Annotated in this window: 18 protein-coding genes and 5 tRNA genes; 15 read left to right on the plus strand and 8 right to left on the minus strand. The window is 60.5% G+C overall.

The window, feature by feature from the left end:
• The first annotated feature begins 167 nt into the window (after positions 1-167).
• Positions 168-1,736 carry a sensor domain-containing diguanylate cyclase gene (locus tag ACXR0M_RS14450; protein WP_458832494.1) on the plus strand — a complete coding sequence of 523 codons (1,569 nt, stop codon included), beginning with the start codon at positions 168-170 and terminating at the stop codon, positions 1,734-1,736.
• A 116-nt stretch (positions 1,737-1,852) separates the two neighbouring features.
• On the opposite strand, the gene ACXR0M_RS14455 is transcribed toward ACXR0M_RS14450, so the two are convergent.
• Positions 1,853-2,164: a hypothetical protein gene (locus ACXR0M_RS14455; RefSeq protein WP_458832495.1), complete on the minus strand. Its 312-nt coding sequence runs from the start codon at positions 2,162-2,164 to the stop codon at positions 1,853-1,855.
• 174 nt (positions 2,165-2,338) lie between these two features.
• Here ACXR0M_RS14455 and ACXR0M_RS14460 point away from each other — a divergent pair, with 174 nt between their 5' ends.
• Both ACXR0M_RS14460 and ACXR0M_RS14465 read left to right on the plus strand, forming a co-directional pair.
• The gene (locus ACXR0M_RS14460) at positions 2,339-3,133 is read left to right on the plus strand and encodes an exodeoxyribonuclease III (RefSeq protein ID WP_458832496.1); all 795 of its coding nucleotides are present in this window, start codon (positions 2,339-2,341) and stop codon (positions 3,131-3,133) included.
• Between the two features lie 101 nt (positions 3,134-3,234).
• Complete coding sequence (locus tag ACXR0M_RS14465) at positions 3,235-4,062, plus strand: arylamine N-acetyltransferase family protein (protein ID WP_458832497.1); 828 nt, start codon at positions 3,235-3,237, stop codon at positions 4,060-4,062.
• Between the two features lie 2 nt (positions 4,063-4,064).
• Here the strand turns inward: ACXR0M_RS14465 and ACXR0M_RS14470 are convergent, their stop codons facing one another.
• Both ACXR0M_RS14470 and ACXR0M_RS14475 read right to left on the minus strand, forming a co-directional pair.
• The gene (locus ACXR0M_RS14470; protein ID WP_458832498.1) at positions 4,065-4,394 is read right to left on the minus strand and encodes a BrnA antitoxin family protein; all 330 of its coding nucleotides are present in this window, start codon (positions 4,392-4,394) and stop codon (positions 4,065-4,067) included.
• A gap of 3 nt (positions 4,395-4,397) precedes the next feature.
• Positions 4,398-4,682 carry a BrnT family toxin gene (locus ACXR0M_RS14475; RefSeq protein ID WP_458832499.1) on the minus strand — a complete coding sequence of 95 codons (285 nt, stop codon included), beginning with the start codon at positions 4,680-4,682 and terminating at the stop codon, positions 4,398-4,400.
• A 253-nt stretch (positions 4,683-4,935) separates the two neighbouring features.
• Here ACXR0M_RS14475 and ACXR0M_RS14480 point away from each other — a divergent pair, with 253 nt between their 5' ends.
• Entirely contained in the window at positions 4,936-6,447 is a 1,512-nt protein-coding gene (locus ACXR0M_RS14480; protein WP_458832500.1) for a nucleobase:cation symporter-2 family protein, read from the plus strand.
• A gap of 194 nt (positions 6,448-6,641) precedes the next feature.
• On the opposite strand, the gene ACXR0M_RS14485 is transcribed toward ACXR0M_RS14480, so the two are convergent.
• From ACXR0M_RS14485 to ACXR0M_RS14495, 3 genes are all read right to left on the minus strand, one after another.
• Positions 6,642-6,717, minus strand: a tRNA-Asn gene (locus ACXR0M_RS14485).
• A gap of 69 nt (positions 6,718-6,786) precedes the next feature.
• On the minus strand, positions 6,787-6,987 hold the full coding sequence (locus tag ACXR0M_RS14490; RefSeq protein WP_458832501.1) for a hypothetical protein: 201 nt from the start codon (positions 6,985-6,987) through the stop codon (positions 6,787-6,789).
• A gap of 226 nt (positions 6,988-7,213) precedes the next feature.
• A complete protein-coding gene (locus ACXR0M_RS14495) occupies positions 7,214-8,410 on the minus strand; it encodes an amino acid aminotransferase (RefSeq protein WP_458832502.1) in 1,197 nt (398 codons plus the stop codon).
• A 337-nt stretch (positions 8,411-8,747) separates the two neighbouring features.
• Here ACXR0M_RS14495 and uvrB point away from each other — a divergent pair, with 337 nt between their 5' ends.
• Entirely contained in the window at positions 8,748-10,763 is a 2,016-nt protein-coding gene (gene uvrB / locus ACXR0M_RS14500) for an excinuclease ABC subunit UvrB (RefSeq protein ID WP_458832503.1), read from the plus strand.
• A gap of 123 nt (positions 10,764-10,886) precedes the next feature.
• Here uvrB and ACXR0M_RS14505 read toward each other — a convergent pair whose 3' ends face one another.
• A complete protein-coding gene (locus tag ACXR0M_RS14505) occupies positions 10,887-12,437 on the minus strand; it encodes an MDR family MFS transporter (RefSeq protein ID WP_458832504.1) in 1,551 nt (516 codons plus the stop codon).
• Positions 12,427-13,476: an HlyD family secretion protein gene (locus ACXR0M_RS14510; protein WP_458832505.1), complete on the minus strand. Its 1,050-nt coding sequence runs from the start codon at positions 13,474-13,476 to the stop codon at positions 12,427-12,429. Before ACXR0M_RS14510 ends, ACXR0M_RS14505 begins: the two co-directional genes overlap by 11 nt.
• Before the next feature lie 228 nt (positions 13,477-13,704).
• On the opposite strand from ACXR0M_RS14510, the gene gltX reads away from it, so the two are divergent.
• From gltX to ACXR0M_RS14560, 10 genes are all read left to right on the plus strand, one after another.
• Entirely contained in the window at positions 13,705-15,186 is a 1,482-nt protein-coding gene (gene gltX / locus ACXR0M_RS14515; RefSeq protein ID WP_458832506.1) for a glutamate--tRNA ligase, read from the plus strand.
• A 256-nt stretch (positions 15,187-15,442) separates the two neighbouring features.
• A tRNA-Ala gene (locus ACXR0M_RS14520) sits at positions 15,443-15,518 on the plus strand.
• Positions 15,519-15,597: 79 nt separating this feature from the next.
• Positions 15,598-15,673: transfer RNA gene (locus ACXR0M_RS14525), tRNA-Glu, on the plus strand.
• A gap of 53 nt (positions 15,674-15,726) precedes the next feature.
• A tRNA-Ala gene (locus tag ACXR0M_RS14530) sits at positions 15,727-15,802 on the plus strand.
• A gap of 81 nt (positions 15,803-15,883) precedes the next feature.
• Positions 15,884-15,959, plus strand: a tRNA-Glu gene (locus ACXR0M_RS14535).
• A 181-nt stretch (positions 15,960-16,140) separates the two neighbouring features.
• The gene (locus ACXR0M_RS14540) at positions 16,141-16,680 is read left to right on the plus strand and encodes a TetR/AcrR family transcriptional regulator (RefSeq protein ID WP_458832507.1); all 540 of its coding nucleotides are present in this window, start codon (positions 16,141-16,143) and stop codon (positions 16,678-16,680) included.
• Between the two features lie 29 nt (positions 16,681-16,709).
• Positions 16,710-17,543, plus strand: a complete 834-nt coding sequence (locus tag ACXR0M_RS14545) for an alpha/beta fold hydrolase (protein WP_458832508.1) — start codon at positions 16,710-16,712, stop codon at positions 17,541-17,543.
• A 47-nt stretch (positions 17,544-17,590) separates the two neighbouring features.
• The gene (locus ACXR0M_RS14550) at positions 17,591-18,028 is read left to right on the plus strand and encodes an acyl-CoA thioesterase (RefSeq protein ID WP_458832509.1); all 438 of its coding nucleotides are present in this window, start codon (positions 17,591-17,593) and stop codon (positions 18,026-18,028) included.
• 167 nt (positions 18,029-18,195) lie between these two features.
• Entirely contained in the window at positions 18,196-19,155 is a 960-nt protein-coding gene (locus ACXR0M_RS14555; protein ID WP_458832510.1) for a tRNA dihydrouridine synthase, read from the plus strand.
• Positions 19,156-19,276: 121 nt separating this feature from the next.
• Entirely contained in the window at positions 19,277-19,720 is a 444-nt protein-coding gene (locus ACXR0M_RS14560; RefSeq protein ID WP_458832511.1) for an Hsp20 family protein, read from the plus strand.
• Positions 19,721-19,759 lie beyond the last annotated feature (39 nt).

The following is a 19,759-nucleotide window of genomic DNA, read 5'->3' on the forward strand; positions in this document are numbered from 1 at the left end:
GAAAATAAATCGACGAGCGCAGGTCATCCATTTACCCTGCGCGCCGATACAACGGAGCGGATGTGTGTCGGTGCGGTGGTTTGCCGTGCACATCCCGGTGGACTACGCTCACCAAAAGCAAGGGTTTTCGGGCTGCGGCCCTTGTCGTACCTGCCCAGGACATGTTTTTGCCAATCCCCATTCACGATCCGCATCAAACGCCCGGCACGCTTAAACGCCTGCCACTGCGCAAGGCGGCAGCGCTGTTTATCGTTGCGGTGTGCCTCTGCCTGTCCGGCTTGCTGTATTTGCAACTGGAGCAGACGCATCGTCAGGATCTGGCGAACGCGCAGGTTTCCTCCAGCAACCTGACCCGGGCCATGGCGCAACAGGCCGAAGACACGTTTCTGGCTGCCGACCTGGTGCTCACCAGTCTCGCCGACTGGATCGAAGAGGACGGATTCGGCGCCGCGCAACGACCGCGCCAGCAACAGACCTTCGCTCGCCGGGTGCAGCAACTGGAACAGTTGGACGGCCTGTCGCTGTTCGACCGCGACGGCCAGTGGGTGATTACCTCGTTCCCGGAGTTGCCGCAGGGTGATGGCGTGGCCGACCGCGAGTACTTCAGGTTTCACCAGCAGAATGTTTCCAGCGTGGCGCACATCGGCCGGGCGATTCGTAGTCGTGAGAACGGCGAGTGGATCATCCCGATCTCGAAACGTATCAACGACCGCGCCGGCAACTTTCAGGGTGTGCTGATGGCCGGGATCAAGATGGCGTACTTCGACCGTTTCTTCAAAAGCTTCAGCCTTGATGACAACGGCATCATGTTTCTCGCGCTCAAGGACGGCACCTTGCTGGCGCGGCGGCCGTTCGATGAAAGCCTGATCGGTGCGTCGGTGGCGCGAGGCAAGATCTTCCAGAAGCTGTTACCCGAAGCGCCGGCCGGTACGGCGATGATCAAGTCGGTGGTCGACGGTGTGGAGCGTTTGTACGGCTATCGGCAGTTGGGCGCTTACCCGCTGGTGGTGGCGGCGGCGTTACCGCGCGATGCGATTCTCAAGGGTTGGTATGCGCGGGCCTTTCAGTCCAGCGTGATCGTCGCGCTGGTGATTCTTGGCGTCGGTTTGTTCGGTTGGGTGTTCCTTCACCAGGTACGGGATGGTGAGCGCATCGAGAAGAACCTGCGCAAGGCGCAACGGGCGCTGGAGCAGATCGCCACTCACGACAGCCTGACGGGGCTGGCCAACCGCCGGCTGTTCGAGCGTTCGCTGGAGGTCGAGTTTGCCCGCGGCGCTCGGCAGTCGAGTCCGGTGGGACTGATCATGCTCGATATCGATTTCTTCAAACGCTACAACGATGCTTACGGCCATGTGGCCGGAGATCATTGTCTGACCCAGGTGGCTCAGGTATTGAAGAATTGCTGTCAGCGCAAGGCTGATCTGGCAGTACGTTACGGGGGGGAGGAGTTCGCGGTGCTGCTGCCGGACACGGACATCAATGGTGCACTGACCATTGCCGGGCAGATCCGCCGCAGCGTGATGGACAAACGCATCATCCACAGTGGTTCGCCAACCGGCTATCTGACGGTAAGCCTGGGCTGCTATTCGTTTGTGCCCAGCGGCAACGACAGCATTGAAGCCTTCATCCAGCGTGCGGACGCGGCGCTGTATCAGGCGAAAAATGCCGGGCGCAATCGCGCGGCGGTGTTGTCGCTGGAAACGGAGGTGGCCGAGTTGATGCGTTACGACCGCTGATGGTGAATCCGCTGTAACGATAGCGCTCCTCTAATGAATGGCGGCGGTGCTGAATCTCTCAGAACCGCCGCGCGCTATTGGTGTTGATGGAATCACGAACGGTCTCGCTTGTTCGTTCAGCTGCCAGTGCCACCGCCAGTGCCACCGCCAGCGCCACCGGTTCCGCCACCCGCCGGGCCCGTGCCACCGCCAGCTCCGGAGCCGGAGCCCATGCTGCCGCCATTGGTACCGGTTCCCGAGCCTGCGCCATCGGAACTGGCACCGCCCTTGGGCGCGCCGGGTGTGCTGTTGGGTGGCAGGGGGCTGCCGCTGGTGGCGCCGGATTTGGTGCCCGTGGCATCCGCTCCGTCGTTGGCGGCAAACGCGCCGACCGAGGCGCTGGCCAGCAGACCGGCGAGCAATAACGAGGTCAGTTTGTGCAGGGTCATGGTAATTCTCCTGAAAGGGTCGCTTACCTGAAGTTGGTCTGATGCCTGCGCCGGTTGGTGCGGATTAACTGACGAGCGGTTGCGGTCGTCTGGGGGTATTCGGCCGATCCGATGCAACCACCGCCGGCAGCCCAGGGTCACAATTTCCACACCCTGTTCGCCGGAGCCTGAACCATGAAAAACCTGCGGATCGCCACCTTCAACGTCAACGGCCTGCGAGCGCGGCTGCCGAACCTGCTGGAGTGGCTCAAGCGCGAGCAACCGGACATTGCCTGCCTGCAGGAGCTCAAGTCACTCGACAGCGCTTTCCCGGCGGCGGAACTGGAAGCAGCAGGCTACGGCGCGATCTGGCACGGGCAGGCGTCATGGAACGGTGTGGCGATCCTCGCCCGCGATGCGCAGCCGCTGGAAAGTCGTCGCGGTCTGCCGGGGGATCCCGAAGACAAGCACAGCCGTTATCTGGAAGCGGCGGTGCACGGCGTGCTGGTGGGGTGCCTGTACCTGCCCAATGGCAACCCGCAACCGGGGCCGAAATTCGACTACAAACTGGCCTGGTTCGAACGCCTGATCCGCTACGCCAAAGACCTGCAAAGCAGTGATCATCTGGTGGTGCTGGCCGGTGATTACAACGTGGTGCCCACCGACATGGACATCTACAACACCCGCTCCTGGCTCAAGGATGCGTTGCTGCAACCCGAGAGCCGCGAGTGTTATCAGCGCTTGCTGGACCAGGGCTGGACCGATTCGCTGCGCCACCTGTATCCCGAGGATCGTCTCTACACGTTTTGGGATTATTTCCGCCAACACTGGCAGACCAACTCCGGCCTGCGCATCGATCATCTACTGCTCAACCCGGCGCTCAGTCCGTACTTGCACGAGGCTGGCGTGGACGCGTGGGTACGCAACGAACCGCATGCCAGTGACCATGCGCCAACGTGGATTCGAATCGGTTCGCGCAAGCGCCGCTAAGCGGTGATTGGCGAAATCAATTGTCGGAGTCCGGGGCCAATCCCGTATACATGTCGGCCAGCGGCGCAACGATCCGCGGCCACATGCACAAGGACTGAGTAATGAGCGAGCCACGTCTGGCAAATCCGACGGTGTACCTGCAACGCCTGGGGTTCGAAACCCCACCGGCACCGACCCTGGAAACCCTGCGCCAATTGCAGTGGCGACATACCGGGGTGTTTCCCTTCGAGAATCTGTCGACTATCACTGGCGCGCCAGTGCTGATCGATCTGCCGTCGGTCGAGCAGAAAGTCCTGCACGGTAGCCGGGGTGGCTACTGCTACGAACTGAACAATCTGTTCCTGGCGCTGTTGCTGGAGTTGGGCTTCGACGCCCGTGGCATCTCGGGGCGTGTGGTGCTGGGGCAACCCGAGGGCACATGGACGGCGCGCACTCATCGCTTGAGTCTGGTGATCATCGACGGCCAGCGCTACATCACCGATGTCGGCTTTGGCGGCATGGTGCCGACCGCGCCGCTGCTGCTCGATACCGAGGCGGAACAGCCGACGCCACACGAACCCTATCGCATCGAGAAACAGGCCGACGGCTACATGCTGCGCGCCCAGGTCGCGGGTGAGTGGCGTTCGATGTATCTGTTTGACCTGCAACGCCAGGAAGACATCGATTACACCCTCGGCAACTGGTACGTCTCGACCCATCCCGAATCACCCTTCGCCAATCGCCTGATGATCGCGCGGACCGGCGATGGCTGGCGCCGCACCCTGAACAACGGCAGCTTCGCGATTCACTACATGGGCGCCGATAGTGAGCGCCGCGAGCTGACGGAGGTCGATGAACTGATTGCAGTGCTGGAACAGGAGTTCGATCTGCGTCTGCCTGATCAACCGCAGGTGCGCCAATCGCTGGCGCGGATTCTGATGCCGGCCTGAGTTCAAGGCTTGGCGTCCGGCTCCAGTACCCGACGGATTTCCCCGACCGCTGCCGACAGTTTCTTCTCCAGACTCTTGAGGTCAGCGGCGGTAATGCCTTGCTTGAATTGCCCGGCGTGGGGCGCATCGGTCTGCTGCTTGCTCTCGGCAACCAGCAAGGCGTGACGCAGGGTGTTGTTGATCACCGTCTGATAGCCGAACCCTTCGGTTTCCGCCACGGTGCGAGCGGCTTCGATGACGGCGTCGTCGAGCATGATGGTGATGCGAGTCTTGCCCTTGTTGGGCGCCAGGGCGCCGCGCTTGCCCTGCGAGAAGTCGTATTGGTCTTTCATGGTTCAAGTCTCCAGAAAATAAGCGCACCGTTCGCTCGGTGTGGCGACACGTGCAGAAATGATTCGAACAACATTGGCTTCGCGATAACTGTATGCAACCACCAGCAAACGGCCTTTGCCATCGAGACCGATCGTGATCCAGCGCTGTTCGTCATGATCGTTATCCTCGATGGTCAGGGCGCGTTCGTCGTGAAAGACCGGCTCGGTCTCGGCAAGGCCGACGCCCCTGTGCTTGAGTTTGTTGGCTGCGTTCTTGCTTTTGTCGAACTGAATTGCGAATGACTTCATTATGCATACTTTATATGTATAAAAAAGAGCGCCAATACACCGTCGGTCGCCATGAACACTTCAGCCTAGTGCGATAGGAAACCGGTGAAGGAGGGGATGTGTTGCCGGATTTGTGGGAGATGGACAGGGCGCAATAGAAGCGTGGGTGGCTACCTAGCCATTATGTGACTCATAAGTTGTATACAACTCTATGGACATTTGTCCCGAGTATTGAATACAGTGTGCGCATAACAAAAACCAGGGAACCCCCCACATGAAAACGCCCCATGTTTCACACCAACGGCCCGAGGACGAAAATCTCGGGGTCGGCGCGAATATGGCTTACGGCCTGCAACACGTTCTGACCATGTATGGCGGTATCGTCGCGGTGCCGCTGATCATCGGCCAGGCGGCCGGGCTGTCGCCGGCGGACATTGGTCTGTTGATTGCTGCTTCATTGTTTGCGGGGGGGCTGGCGACACTGCTGCAAACCCTGGGTCTGCCGTTTTTTGGCTGTCAGTTGCCGCTGGTGCAGGGCGTGTCGTTCTCCGGTGTGGCAACCATGGTTGCGATCGTCAGCAGTGGCGGGGAGGGCGGCTTCCAGTCGGTGCTGGGCGCGGTGATTGCCGCGTCGCTGATCGGTCTGCTGATTACGCCGGTATTTTCGCGAATCACCAAGTTTTTCCCGCCGCTGGTGACCGGCATCGTGATCACCACCATCGGTCTGACGCTGATGCCGGTGGCCGCGCGCTGGGCCATGGGTGGCAACAGCCACGCGCCGGACTTCGGCAGCATGCAAAACATCGGTCTGGCCGCGGTGACGTTGGTGCTGGTGTTGCTGCTGAGCAAAATCGGCAGCTCGACCATTTCGCGGCTGTCGATTCTGTTGGCCATGGTGATTGGCACGGTGCTGGCGGTGTTCCTTGGCATGGCCGACTTCTCTAGCGTCACTCAGGGGCCGATGTTCGGCTTCCCGACGCCGTTCCACTTCGGCATGCCGACCTTCCACTTCGCTGCGATCCTGTCGATGTGCATCGTGATCATGGTGACGCTGGTGGAAACTTCGGCGGACATCCTGGCGGTCGGTGAAATCATCGGCACCAAGGTCGATTCCAAACGTCTGGGCAACGGACTGCGTGCGGACATGCTGTCGAGCATGTTTGCACCGATCTTCGGTTCTTTCACCCAGAGTGCGTTCGCGCAGAACGTCGGCCTGGTGGCGGTGACCGGGATCAAGAGCCGCTTTGTGGTGGCCACCGGCGGTATCTTCCTGGTGATTCTCGGCCTGCTGCCGTTCATGGGTCGGGTGATCGCGGCGGTGCCGACCTCGGTGCTCGGCGGCGCCGGTATCGTGCTGTTCGGCACAGTGGCGGCGAGTGGCATTCGCACGCTGTCAAAGGTGGATTACCGCAACAACGTCAACCTGATCATCGTCGCTACATCGATTGGTTTCGGCATGATCCCGATTGCCGCGCCGAACTTCTACGATCATTTCCCGAGCTGGTTCGCGACCATTTTCCACTCGGGCATCAGCTCGTCGGCGATCATGGCGATTATGCTCAACCTGACCTTCAACCACTTCACCGCTGGTAACTCGGACCAGCAGTCAGTGTTTGCCGCGGCGGAGGAGCGCACTCTGCGCTACCGCGACCTGGCGGCCCTGCGTGAAGGCGATTACTTCAGCGACGGCAAACTGCACGATTGCGATGGCAAGGAAGTGCCGGTGATCGAACCGGATGAGCATGGCGCGCCAAAGGCGCATGCAAAAAGCAGCGAGCATGTCTGATCGCTGATTGAACGAAAAAGGCCGATCTGGTTTGAGACAGATCGGCCTTTTTGGTTTGAAGATCAAAAGATCGCAGCCTGCGGCATGCGTTCCCCCTGTAGGAGCTGCCGAAGGCTGCGATCTTTTGATCTTTTGCCCTTTTCGACCGCCCACAAAAAAGCCCCTGAATCTTACGATTCAGGGGCTTTGCTATTTGGCTCCACAACCTGGACTCGAACCAGGGACCCAGTGATTAACAGTCACTTGCTCTACCAACTGAGCTATTGCGGAATTGGTGCGTATCTTACTGATTTGAAACGACTAGTCAAGCAACGACGAAAAGTTTTTGCGTTTGCCGTCTCAGCTGCCAAAGGTGATCGTGCCCATCAGCAGTTTTGCGTAAAGCGCTGTAGCCCCCAGTTGCACCAGCCACAGGGCCAGGCCACCGAGAAATACCCCGGCCGCGACTTGCAGCACCAGGCTCTTTTCGCGTTTGCCCGAGGTGCGGGGCGGATAGTAGTCCAGCTCATCACGGTCGGCGCGCAGGTCATCGTTTTTCATGGGGCTCTCACAGAATTTCAGGTTGTCTCATAACCTGTGGGAGCGGGCTTGCTCGCGAATGCGCTCGGTCAGCCGCCGTTGATAGTGGCTGCTAAACCGAATTCGCGAGCAAGCCCGCTCCCACATTCAAGATGTGTGTACAGTTTAGAGGGAATGCAACATTTCCTCGGACAAATAAAAACGGGAAGCCTCGCAAGGCTTCCCGTTTTTTCATTGCCAAGCGTAATCAGATGACCTGAACAATCGCATCCGTTACCGCTTTGATGTTGCTCTGGTTCAGCGCGGCCACGCAGATGCGGCCGGTGTCCAGGGCGTAGATGCCGAACTCGTTGCGCAGGCGGTGCACCTGTTCGGTGGTCAGGCCGGAGTAGGAGAACATGCCACGCTGACGGCCGACGAAGCTGAAGTCACGCTGTGGGGCTTTTTCGGCCAGCAGGGCAACCATCTGCTCGCGCATGCCGCGAATGCGCAGACGCATTTCGGCCAGCTCGGCTTCCCACTGGGCGCGCAGTTCCGGGCTGTTGAGCACAGCAGCGACAACGCTGGCGCCATGGGTCGGCGGGTTGGAGTAGTTGGTGCGGATCACACGCTTGACCTGCGACAGCACGCGCGCGCTTTCTTCTTTCGATTCGCTGACGATCGACAGGGCGCCAACGCGCTCGCCGTACAGCGAGAACGACTTGGAGAACGAACTCGAGGCGAAGAACGTCAGGCCGGACTCGGCGAACAGGCGCACAGCGGCGGCGTCTTCGTCGATGCCGTCGCCGAAACCCTGATACGCCATGTCGAGGAACGGCACGTGACCTTTGGCCTTGACCACTTCCAGCACGTTTTTCCAGTCGGCCGGGGTCAGGTCAACGCCGGTCGGGTTGTGGCAGCAGGCGTGCAGGACAATGATCGAGCCGTTCGGCAGAGCGTTGAGGTCGTCGAGCATGCCGGCACGGTTCACGTCGTGGGTGGCGGCGTCGTAGTAACGGTAGTTCTGCACCGGGAAACCTGCGGTTTCGAACAGTGCGCGGTGGTTTTCCCAGCTCGGGTCGCTGATCGCCACGACGGCGTTCGGCAGCAGTTGCTTGAGGAAGTCGGCACCGATTTTCAGTGCGCCGGTCCCGCCGACGGCCTGAGTGGTGACGATGCGACCGGCCGCGATCAGCGGCGAGTCGTTACCGAACAGCAACTTTTGCACCGCCTGATCGTAGGCCGCGATGCCGTCGATCGGCAGGTAGCCACGGGAAGCGTGCTGGGCAGCGCGAATGGTTTCGGCCTCGATCACAGCGCGCAGCAGGGGAATTCGCCCCTCTTCGTTGCAGTACACACCGACGCCCAGGTTGACCTTGGTGGTCCGGGTATCGGCGTTGAATGCTTCGTTGAGGCCCAGGATTGGATCGCGGGGTGCCATTTCGACAGCGGAGAACAGGCTCATTATTACGGCGGCTCTGAATGGAGTGTGGAGGGACGTGTCGCGCTCCAGCCGAATGCACTAGAGCGGTGCACAAACGGGGAGCTAGTATAGAGGCCATCACTGAGCAATGGCGACAGGCGAATCGGCTTTTCAGGTAAGTTTTTCCGATTATTTCTTGACCGTTAGTCGATTGACTCTGTCAGAGACTTTACCGGATGTAGGACGTTTGCCTTGAAAGCCGAGGCAATCGGCTCCACATTCAGCACAATCTTCGTTTTTCCTTGGGCGACAACGGTCGTTTACGGTCATCCCCGTAGCTCGGCTGTTTTCTGCGCGAGCCGCGATCCCAGAGGTGTGTATGTCGCAATTCCAGCTAGTCACCCGCTTCGAGCCCGCCGGCGATCAGCCGGAAGCGATCCGCCAACTGGTGGAGGGTATCGACGCCGGGCTGTCGCACCAGACGCTGCTGGGTGTGACCGGCTCGGGCAAGACCTTCAGCATCGCCAACGTCATCTCTCAGGTGCAGCGCCCGACCCTGGTGCTGGCGCCGAACAAGACCCTGGCCGCGCAGTTGTACGGCGAATTCAAGGCGTTCTTCCCGAACAACGCCGTCGAATACTTCGTGTCCTACTACGACTACTACCAGCCCGAGGCCTATGTGCCGTCGTCCGACACCTTCATCGAGAAGGACGCGTCGATCAACGACCACATCGAGCAGATGCGCCTGTCCGCAACCAAGGCGTTGCTCGAGCGCAAGGACGCGATCATCGTCACCACGGTGTCGTGCATCTACGGTCTCGGTAGCCCGGAAACCTATCTGAAGATGGTGTTGCACGTCGATCGCGGAGACAAACTCGATCAGCGCGCCTTGCTGCGGCGTCTGGCCGACCTGCAATACACCCGCAACGACATGGATTTTGCCCGCGCGACCTTTCGTGTGCGCGGCGACGTGATCGACATCTACCCGGCGGAATCCGACCTCGAAGCGATCCGCATCGAGCTGTTCGACGACGAGGTCGAGAGCATTTCCGCGTTCGACCCGCTGACCGGCGAAGTCATCCGCAAGATGCCGCGTTTTACCTTCTACCCGAAAAGTCACTACGTGACGCCGCGCGAGACGCTGCTCGACGCCATCGAACACATCAAGGTCGAATTGCAGGAACGCCTCGAATACCTGCGCAGCAACAACAAACTCGTCGAGGCGCAGCGCCTTGAGCAGCGCACCCGCTTCGACCTGGAGATGATCCTCGAACTGGGCTACTGCAACGGTATCGAAAACTACTCGCGGTATCTCTCCGGACGCCCGGCCGGTGCCGCGCCGCCAACCCTTTACGACTACCTGCCGGCTGATGCCTTGCTGGTGATCGACGAGTCCCACGTCAGCGTGCCGCAGGTCGGCGCGATGTATAAGGGCGACCGCTCACGTAAAGAGACGCTGGTGGAATACGGCTTCCGTCTGCCCTCGGCACTGGACAACCGGCCGATGCGTTTTGACGAGTGGGAAGGGGTCAGTCCGCAGACTATTTTCGTCTCGGCGACGCCGGGCAACTACGAGGCCGAACACGCTGGGCGAGTGGTCGAACAAGTGGTGCGTCCGACCGGTCTGGTCGACCCGCAAGTCGAAGTGCGTCCGGCGCTGACTCAGGTTGATGACTTGCTCTCGGAAATCACCAAGCGTGTGGCGGTCGAGGAGCGAGTGCTGGTCACCACCCTGACCAAACGCATGGCCGAAGACTTGACCGATTACCTCGCCGACCACGGCGTGCGCGTGCGCTATCTGCACTCGGACATCGACACCGTCGAGCGCGTGGAAATCATCCGCGACCTGCGCCTCGGTACCTTTGATGTGCTGGTGGGGATCAACCTGCTGCGCGAAGGTCTGGACATGCCGGAGGTGTCGCTGGTGGCGATCCTCGATGCTGACAAGGAAGGCTTCCTGCGCTCCGAGCGTTCGCTGATCCAGACCATCGGCCGCGCCGCGCGGAACCTCAATGGCCGGGCGATTCTCTACGCGGATCGCATCACCGGCTCCATGGAGCGGGCGATTGGCGAGACCGAGCGTCGTCGAGAGAAGCAGATCGCCTTCAACCTCGCCAACGGCATCACCCCCAAAGGTGTGTTCAAGGACGTCGCCGACATCATGGAAGGCGCCACCGTGCCCGGCTCGCGCAGCAAGAAGCGCAAAGGCATGGCCAAGGCTGCCGAAGAAAACGCCAAGTACGAAGCCGAATTGCGCTCGCCCAGTGAAATCACCAAACGCATTCGTGCGCTGGAAGAGAAAATGTATCAGCTGGCGCGGGATCTGGAATTTGAAGCGGCGGCGCAGATGCGCGATGAGATTGCCAAGTTGCGTGAGCGACTTTTGGCAGTTTGATCTTCATGGTCTGGTGGGGCCTCTTCGCGAGCAAGCCCGCTCCCACAGGGGATTTGTGTACGACACAGATCCAATGTGGGAGCGGGCTTGCTCGCGAAGGGGCCGGTCCAGGCACCACAAAAATCAGTGGGATTCCCCAGCCTTAAGCCCCACCGGCAGCTTCTTGGTCAACAAAATCGCCAACATGCTCACCCCCAGCGCAATCCCGACAAAGTGAAACGCGTCGTTATAAGCCATGATCAGCGCCTGCTGATGGACGATTTCACTCAACTTGCCCAGCGCCGCCGTATCACTGCCAAACCGATCGCTCATCGACGCCAGGCGCTCGGCCACTTGCGGGTTGGTCGGCACCACCGCTTCACGTAAATAATCGAAGTAAGTCTTGGTCCGTGCATCCAGCAGCGTGGCGAGCAGGGCGATGCCGATCGCGCCGCCGAGGTTGCGCAGGATGTTGAACAGGCTCGACGCCGACCCCGCATCCTGCGGCAGGATGTACGCGGTGGCGATCAGCGAAATGGTGACCATGATCAGCGGCTGGCCGAGGGCGCGGATGATCTGGATCTGATTGAACTGCGGCCCGGCGAAATCCGGGTTGAGCACCCCCGAGGAAAAACTCGCCAGCCCGAACAGGCCGAAACCCAGCGTGCACAGCCATTTCGGCGACACGAACTTCATCAGCTTCGGCACCAGCGGAATCAGGAACAGCTGCGGCACGCCCATCCACATGATCACTTCGCCGATCTGCAGCGCGTTGTAGTTCTGGATCTGCGCCAGGTACAGCGGCAGCAGATAGATCGATCCATACAGCCCGACGCCCATGCCCAGGCTGGAGATGCTCGACAAACCGAAGTTGCGATTGCGCAGGATGCCGAGGTTGATCAGCGGATTGGGCTTGGAGATCTGCACGATGACGAAGGTGATCAGGCTGAACAGGGCAATACTGCCCAAAGTCACGATCAGGTTCGACTCAAGCCAGTCCTTGCGGTGGCCTTCTTCAAGAAAAACCTGCAGGCAACCGAGGCCGATGCCCAACGTAAGGATGCCGGTGTAGTCGGTGCTTTTCAGCAGCTCCCAGTGCGCTTCCTTCTTCTCCAGCCCGTACATCAGTCCGGCGATCATGATTAGCCCCGGCGGGATGTTGATGTAGAAGATGTATTCCCAGCCCCAGTTTTCCGTGAGCCAGCCGCCGAGGGTCGGGCCAATGGAAGGGGCGAAGGTCGCGGTCATGGCGAACATCGCCATGCCTTTGGCGCGGTGGTGTTCGGGGAGTTTGATCAGGGTCAGGGTAAACGCCAGCGGGATCAGCGCGCCGCCGGTAAAACCCTGCATGGCGCGGAACACGATCATGCTTTCCAGGCTCCAGGCCATCGAGCACAGCAGCGAGGACACTAAAAAACCCAGCGACACCCACACCGCCAGCCGTCGCGCCGAGAGCAACTGCACCAGCCACGCGGTCAGCGGGATCATGATGATTTCCGCGACCAGGTACGAAGTGGAAATCCACGAGCCTTCTTCCAGCGTCGCCGACAGCGCGCCCTGAATATCTTTCAGCGAGGAGTTGGTGATCTGGATGTCGAGCACCGCCATGAAGGCGCCGAGCATCACGCTCATCACCGCGATCCAGTCGCGCCGGGTCGGTTCGCCGACCGGGCGGATCAGTGCATCACCGGCCATTGTCCGGGGCGTCTTGGATGTTCACGGTGGCGGTGACCGACATGCCCGGACGGATCTTGCCGTGCAGCGGGTTGTCGGCCTTGAACGTCAGCTTCACCGGAATTCGTTGCACGACTTTGGTGAAGTTGCCGGTGGCATTGTCCGGCGGCAACAGGCTGAACTGCGCACCCGAAGCGGCGAACAGACTGTCGACCCGCGCCTCGATCGGCGTATCGCTGTAGGCATCAAAGGTCAGCTCGGCTTTTTGCCCGGGCTGCATGTGGCCGATCTGGGTTTCCTTGAAGTTGGCCTGAACCCAGATGTCTTCGTCCGGGACGATCGACAGCAGATACGCGCCGGCCTGCACCACCTGGCCGTTGCGCGCGGCGCGCTGACCGACCAGGCCGCTGATCGGCGCGTGGATTTCGCTGCGGGTCAGGTTGAGTTCGGCCTGGGCGAGGTCGGCGCGAGCGTTGGCGATCTGCGCGTCGAGGCGTTTGATCTCGGCGGTCAGGGCGTTGACCTGCTGACGCTGGCTCTGCGCATCGGCCTGGGCCTTGGCCACTTGTGAGCGAGCGATGTGCGCGTCGGCGGAGAGCGTGCTCACCCGTTCTTCGGAAACGTAACCGGGCTTGCGCAAGGTTTCGGCGCGCGACAAATCCATCTGCGAGCGGCCAAGTGTGGCCTGGGTGGTCGCGACTTGCGCGTCGCTGGCGGCGATCAGGCTCGATTGCTGGGTCAGTTTGCTCTGCGCCTGCAGACGCTCGGCCTCGCGGGTGGTGAGGGTGGCATTGGCGCGGTCGACGGCGAGGCGGAAATCGTTGGGCTCGAGGCGCACCAGCAACTGGCCTTTTTCCACGTGCTGATTGTCCTGCACCAGCACCTCGTCGATGCGCGCGCTCAACTGGCTGGAGACGCGGGTGATCTCGCCCTGGACATAGGCGTTGTCGGTGCTTTCATAAAAGCGTCCCTTGAAAAACCAATGGGCGAAGAAACCCCCGGCAATCAACAGAACCAGGAGCAGGAAAATCAACAGGCGACGCTTGAGTTGGGCAGGCATGGGCAAACTGTAGTCGAGGAATTGTAAGGAAAGTTATCAGGTGGCGAATCTGTCACGAAGCCGATAAGCGGTAAATCCCGTCCGCCGATATTCGGCCATTCACCGCGCGGTATGGGCGTTCCAGCCGCAAACTTGGCTTAAATGCCCTGCCCGCTGGAGCGGGGCGGGTGTCGCCTGTTACCATTCGCCGCTTGATTGTTCTGCTTTTCATTCTTTTCGAGACATGCCATGACCACCGTCCGCACTCGCATCGCGCCATCGCCTACCGGGGACCCCCACGTAGGTACCGCTTACATCGCATTGTTCAACTACTGCTTTGCCAAGCAGCATGGCGGTGAGTTCATCCTGCGCATCGAAGACACCGACCAGTTGCGTTCGACCCGCGAGTCCGAACAGCAGATCTTCGACGCCCTGCGCTGGCTGGGTATCGACTGGAGCGAAGGCCCGGACGTCGGCGGCCCGCACGGTCCGTATCGGCAGAGCGAGCGTGGCGATATCTATCAGAAGTATTGCCAGCAACTGGTCGACATGGGCCACGCGTTCCCGTGCTTCTGCACCGCCGAAGAGCTGGACCAGATGCGTGCCGAACAAATGGCTCGCGGCGAAACCCCGCGTTACGACGGCCGCGCGCTGCTGCTGTCGAAGGAAGAAGTCGCTGCGCGTCTGGCCGCTGGCGAGCCGCACGTGATTCGCATGAAGGTGCCGAGCGAAGGCGTCTGCGTGGTGCCGGACATGCTGCGTGGCGATGTCGAGATCCCGTGGGATCGCATGGACATGCAGGTGCTGATGAAGACCGACGGCCTGCCGACGTACTTCCTCGCCAACGTGGTCGACGACCATCTGATGGGCATCACCCACGTCCTGCGTGGCGAAGAATGGCTGCCATCGGCGCCAAAACTGATTCTGCTGTACGAGTACTTCGGCTGGGAACAACCGCAACTGTGCTACATGCCGCTGCTGCGTAACCCGGACAAGAGCAAGCTGTCCAAGCGCAAGAACCCGACCTCGGTGACGTTCTACGAGCGCATGGGCTTCATGCCGGAAGCGATGCTCAACTACCTCGGGCGCATGGGCTGGTCGATGCCGGACGAGCGCGAGAAGTTCTCGCTGCAGGAAATGGTCGACAACTTCGATCTCCAGCGTGTGTCCCTGGGCGGGCCGATTTTCGACATCGAGAAGCTGTCGTGGCTCAACGGCCAGTGGCTGCGCGATCTGCCGGTGGAAGAATTCGCCGCTCGCGTGCAGAAGTGGGCGTTCAATGCCGACTACATGATGAAGATCGCGCCGCACGTGCAGGGCCGCGTCGAAACCTTCAGCCAGGTTGCCCCGCTGGCCGGGTTCTTCTTTGCCGGTGGCGTCAATCCGGATGCCAAGCTGTTCGAATCGAAGAAGCTCTCGGGCGATCAGGTTCGCCAGTTGATGCAGTTGATCCTGTGGAAGCTTGAAAGCCTGCGTCAGTGGGAGAAGGACAACATCACTGCGACGATTCAGGCGGTGGTCGAATCCCTCGAGCTGAAATTGCGTGATGCGATGCCGCTGATGTTTGCCGCGATCACCGGGCAGGCGAGTTCGGTGTCGGTGCTTGATGCGATGGAAATCCTTGGCCCGGACCTGACCCGTTTCCGTCTGCGCCAGGCGATTGACCTGCTGGGCGGCGTGTCGAAGAAAGAAAACAAAGAGTGGGAAAAGCTGCTGGCCGCAATCGCCTAAGCAAATCCTGCTTTATGTAGGAGCTGCCGCAGGCTGCGATCTTTGATCTTGCTTCTAAAGACCAACGGCAAAAGATCGCAGCCTGCGGCAGCTCCTACAGGTCGGCGCTGTGGACAAACCTCCCGGATTTTCGGGGGAGGGCGGTAAGTGATTGTTATGCCGACAAAAAACTTTGAAATTTTTCAAAAATAAGTTTGACAGGCTTTCGATACGCCCTTAAGATTCGCCCCGTCCTCAGCGATGACATCAACGATGAGGGGCTATAGCTCAGCTGGGAGAGCGCTTGCATGGCATGCAAGAGGTCGACGGTTCGATCCCGTCTAGCTCCACCAATTTACACTTCGAAGCCTGGCCACACCGGCTCCGAAGCGATCAACACTCAGCGTTGATCAGTTGTATAGAAGGGTTTGCGTCCCCTTCGTCTAGTGGCCTAGGACACCGCCCTTTCACGGCGGTAACAGGGGTTCGAGTCCCCTAGGGGACGCCAGTTTTACAGAAGCGATGTTGCAAGATGTCGCTCCGCCGCGAGGCGAAAAATCCGGGGCTATAGCTCAGCTGGGAGAGCGCCTGCATGGCATGCAGGAGGTCAGCGGTTCGATCCCGCTTAGCTCCACCAATTTTACAGTTCAAGGTCTGGCCACACCGGCCTTGAATCGGATCAGGTCTCAGCACTGATCAGCTGTATAGAAGGGTTTGTGTCCCCTTCGTCTAGTGGCCTAGGACACCGCCCTTTCACGGCGGTAACAGGGGTTCGAGTCCCCTAGGGGACGCCACGATTACCCGCTCTGCGGGATTTATAAGGGTCATTCAATTATTGAATGGCCCTTTTGTTTGTCTCGCGTTTGGCCAAATCTCCTTTTTCCTTACACTGTGCTTCAGACCAGCGGTCATATCCTCGACTTGCAGAATATTATTATGCAAATAATATTCTAGTCGTAATATTCGGAGGCAACGATGAACGATAAAAAAGCTCAAACCCGCGAACGCATCCTCAAGGCTGCGAGCGCCGCACTGATTCAGCGCGGCCCGGCAGATCCGAGCGTGGGCGAAGTGATGGGCGCGGCCGGCCTCACCGTCGGTGGTTTCTATGCGCACTTCGAAAGCAAGGACGCGATGATGCTGGAGGCTTTCAAGCAACTGCTCGGCCGCCGACGCGACCTGATTGCTGACATGGACAGCGAACTGACCGGCGAAGAGCGTCGTGCGCTGGTCGCGGCGTTCTACCTGTCGCGCAAGCACCGTGATTCCAGCGATGCAGCGTGCCCGATCCCGGCGTCCATTGGCGAATTGGGGCGCTTGCCGGAGTCGTTCCGCATCGCGCTCAACGAGCACTTGGAGTTGATGGTGGCGCAGTTGGCAGCCAGCCCTGAGGACACCGATAAAGCGTTGGCCGATGTGGCCTTGATGGTGGGTGGTCTGGCGCTGGCAAGAGCGCTGGGCCCGGGCGATTTATCTGATCGATTGCTGCGCGCGGCCAAGTCGGCGGTGCGTTGACCTGAAGGCACGGGCCTGAGGAGAGAGCGATGAACACGTTGAAGTGGGTTCGTGGCGTTAATGGCACCTTGGGCTGGATTGCACCAAAGCAAGTCGCGAGCAAAATGCGCCTGGCGTTCATGACGCCGCGAGCGCTGCCACTGCGCGATTGGGAACTGCCGCTGCTGGCGAGCTCCGAGCGCATCACCTTGCGCTTCGGCCTGTCGGCGCTGCGCTGGGGGCAGGGGCCGACGGTGCTGCTGATGCACGGCTGGGAAGGGCGGCCGACTCAGTTTGCTGCATTGATTACGGCACTGGTCGAAGCCGGGTACACCGTTGTTGCCCTTGATGGTCCGGCCCATGGTCGATCGCCGGGGCGTGAAGCCAACGTCGTACTGTTTGCCCGGGCGATGCTCGAAGCCGCTGCCGAACTGCCGCCGTTACAAGCCGTCATCGGTCACTCCATGGGCGGCGCCAGTGCCATGCTCGCGGTGCAACTGGGCTTGCGCACCGAAACCCTGGTCAGCATCGCCGCTCCGGCGCGGATTCTCGGCGTACTGCGCGGTTTCGCTCGTATGGTCGGCATGCCACCGAGGGCGCGCTCCGCGTTTATCCGACAGGTCGAGCAGGACGTCGGCATGCGCGCCGCCACCCTCGATGTCGCCCATTATCAACTGGATATGCCGGGGTTGATCGTGCATGCCGAAGACGACACCTTCGTCTCGGTCAAGGAATCACAACTGATCCACGAATCCTGGTTCGACAGCCGCCTCATGCGCCTGGAAAGCGGCGGTCACCAACGCGTGCTGGCCGACCCTCGGGTGGTTGATGGCGTGTTATCACTGTTGGCGGGGCGCAGCCTGCAGGCGCGGCAATCGGCCTGACATCCGTTACACTGCCCCGGTTGAAATCATCTGACCGGGAGTGGGGCATGGGCTGGGATCGGGCAACGCCGTTCACCATTGATCTGCAAGTAGGCGCCGAGGACATCGACGGGCTGGGCCACGCGAACAACGCGGTGTACGTGACCTGGCTCGAACGCTGTGCCTGGCGCCACTCGCAGCGGCTGGGTCTGGATCTGGTCGAATACCGCCGCCTGGATCGGGCGATGGCCGTGGTGCGGCATGAAATCGATTACCTGGCCGCTGCTTATGAAGGCGATGAGCTGCAACTGGCGACGTGGATTGTCGATTGGGATCAGCGCCTGAAAATGACCCGGCACTTCCAGTTGATCCGCCCCAGCGACAACGCCACTCTGTTGCGCGCCCAGACCACCTTCGTCTGCATCGAACTGTCCAGCGGCAAGCCCAAACGCATGCCGGCGGAGTTCATCGAAGGCTACGGCCCGGCCATCCAGGCCCAGGCTTGATCCGATCCCTGTAGGAGCTGCCGAAGGCTGCGATCTTTTGATCTTGATCTGAAAAAACAAAAATCAAAAGATCGCAGCCTGCGGCAGCTCCTACAGGTGGTCGTGGGTTTAGCCTGCGATATCCCGTAAACTGCCGCACGTTTTTCTTCTTGAGTAGTGTGTTCCCCATGCAAATTGCCCTGGCGCCCATGGAGGGGTTGGTCGACGACATCCTGCGCGACGTGCTGACTCGCGTTGGCGGCATCGACTGGTGCGTGACCGAGTTCATTCGGGTCAACGACCAGTTGCTCACCCCGGCGTACTTCCACAAGTTCGGCCCGGAGCTGCTCAACGGCGCCCGCACCCGTTCCGGCGTGCCGCTGCGTGTGCAATTGCTCGGTTCCGATCCGGTGTGCCTGGCGGAAAACGCGGCGCTGGCTTGCGAGCTTGGCTCCGAAGTGATCGACCTGAACTTCGGCTGCCCGGCCAAGACTGTCAACAAATCCCGCGGCGGGGCGGTGCTGCTCAAGGAACCGGAACTGCTCAACAGCATCGTCGAACACGTGCGCCGTGCCGTGCCGGCGCACATTCCGGTCACGGCGAAAATGCGCCTGGGTTTCGACAGCCCGGACGGATCGCTGGTCTGCGCCACGGCGCTGGCCGAGGGCGGCGCGGAACACATCGTGGTGCATGCGCGGACCAAGGTCGATGGCTACAAACCGCCGGCGCACTGGGAGTGGATTCCGCGGGTGCAGGATGTGGTCAAAGTGCCGGTGTTCGCCAATGGCGATATCTGGAGTGTCGAGGATTGGCGCCGTTGCCGCGAGATCAGTGGCGTCGAGGACATCATGCTCGGTCGCGGTCTGGTCTCGCGTCCCGATCTGGCCAGACAGATCGCCGCTGCCCGCGCCGGTGAGGACGTGGTCGAGATGACCTGGGCCGAGCTGCTGCCGCTGATCCAGGACTTCTGGCTGCAAGCCAAAGCGCAGATGACCGCACGCCAATCGCCCGGTCGTTTGAAGCAATGGCTGGCGATGCTGACGCGCAATTATCCCGAAGCCACCGAGCTGTTTACCGTGCTGCGCCGCGAGACAGAACCCGATCAGGTCTCGCGTTTGCTCGGCTTGCCGGTCGCCGAAGCGGCCTGAAAAAAATTTCAAAATAAGCTCTTGAAAACATGTTGGCGGTCCCTATCTAAGGGTTACGCGATGCCGAATTCGGGTCGCGGAGACACAAAAACTTGCTGATTGTTTTCAGGAGATTTGAACCATGAGTACTGCATTTTCCCTGGCACCACTGTTCCGTTCCTCGGTAGGTTTCGACCGTTTCAACGACCTGTTCGAAACCGCTCTGCGCAACGAGCCGGGCAGCAGCTACCCACCCTACAACGTGGAAAAACACGGCGACGATCAGTACCGCATCGTCGTAGCGGCAGCCGGTTTCCAGGAAGAAGACCTGGAGCTGCAAGTCGAGAAGGGTGTGCTGACCATCAGTGGCGGCAAGCGTGATGCCAACGAAGGCGTGACCTTCCTGCATCAGGGCATTGCCCAGCGTGCTTTCAAGCTGTCCTTCCGTCTGGCCGATCACATCGAGATCAAGGCCGCGGATCTGAGCAACGGTCTGTTGAGCATCGACCTGTTGCGCGTGATCCCGGAAGAGGCGAAAGCCAAACGCATCCCGATCAGCGGCGGGCAAAAGCCGGTTCTGCAATAAGACCGGAGCAAAGAAAAAGGGCGCCAATGGCGCCCTTTT

Source organism: Pseudomonas sp. Eth.TT006, from assembly GCF_054456575.1.

What these genes read in the sequence shown, in the direction of transcription:
- ACXR0M_RS14555 (WP_458832510.1), top strand. Translation starts at nt 18,196, where the DNA reads ATGCAAATTGCCCTGGCGCCCATGGAGGGGTTGGTCGACGACATCCTG.
- ACXR0M_RS14495 (WP_458832502.1), bottom strand. Translation starts at nt 8,410, where the DNA reads ATGAGCCTGTTCTCCGCTGTCGAAATGGCACCCCGCGATCCAATCCTG.
- ACXR0M_RS14540 (WP_458832507.1), top strand. Translation starts at nt 16,141, where the DNA reads ATGAACGATAAAAAAGCTCAAACCCGCGAACGCATCCTCAAGGCTGCG.
- ACXR0M_RS14490 (WP_458832501.1), bottom strand. Translation starts at nt 6,987, where the DNA reads ATGAAAAACGATGACCTGCGCGCCGACCGTGATGAGCTGGACTACTAT.
- ACXR0M_RS14460 (WP_458832496.1), top strand. Translation starts at nt 2,339, where the DNA reads ATGAAAAACCTGCGGATCGCCACCTTCAACGTCAACGGCCTGCGAGCG.
- ACXR0M_RS14510 (WP_458832505.1), bottom strand. Translation starts at nt 13,476, where the DNA reads ATGCCTGCCCAACTCAAGCGTCGCCTGTTGATTTTCCTGCTCCTGGTT.
- uvrB (WP_458832503.1), top strand. Translation starts at nt 8,748, where the DNA reads ATGTCGCAATTCCAGCTAGTCACCCGCTTCGAGCCCGCCGGCGATCAG.
- ACXR0M_RS14545 (WP_458832508.1), top strand. Translation starts at nt 16,710, where the DNA reads ATGAACACGTTGAAGTGGGTTCGTGGCGTTAATGGCACCTTGGGCTGG.
- ACXR0M_RS14480 (WP_458832500.1), top strand. Translation starts at nt 4,936, where the DNA reads ATGAAAACGCCCCATGTTTCACACCAACGGCCCGAGGACGAAAATCTC.
- ACXR0M_RS14505 (WP_458832504.1), bottom strand. Translation starts at nt 12,437, where the DNA reads ATGGCCGGTGATGCACTGATCCGCCCGGTCGGCGAACCGACCCGGCGC.
- ACXR0M_RS14470 (WP_458832498.1), bottom strand. Translation starts at nt 4,394, where the DNA reads ATGAAAGACCAATACGACTTCTCGCAGGGCAAGCGCGGCGCCCTGGCG.
- ACXR0M_RS14475 (WP_458832499.1), bottom strand. Translation starts at nt 4,682, where the DNA reads ATGAAGTCATTCGCAATTCAGTTCGACAAAAGCAAGAACGCAGCCAAC.
- gltX (WP_458832506.1), top strand. Translation starts at nt 13,705, where the DNA reads ATGACCACCGTCCGCACTCGCATCGCGCCATCGCCTACCGGGGACCCC.
- ACXR0M_RS14455 (WP_458832495.1), bottom strand. Translation starts at nt 2,164, where the DNA reads ATGACCCTGCACAAACTGACCTCGTTATTGCTCGCCGGTCTGCTGGCC.
- ACXR0M_RS14560 (WP_458832511.1), top strand. Translation starts at nt 19,277, where the DNA reads ATGAGTACTGCATTTTCCCTGGCACCACTGTTCCGTTCCTCGGTAGGT.
- ACXR0M_RS14550 (WP_458832509.1), top strand. Translation starts at nt 17,591, where the DNA reads ATGGGCTGGGATCGGGCAACGCCGTTCACCATTGATCTGCAAGTAGGC.
- ACXR0M_RS14465 (WP_458832497.1), top strand. Translation starts at nt 3,235, where the DNA reads ATGAGCGAGCCACGTCTGGCAAATCCGACGGTGTACCTGCAACGCCTG.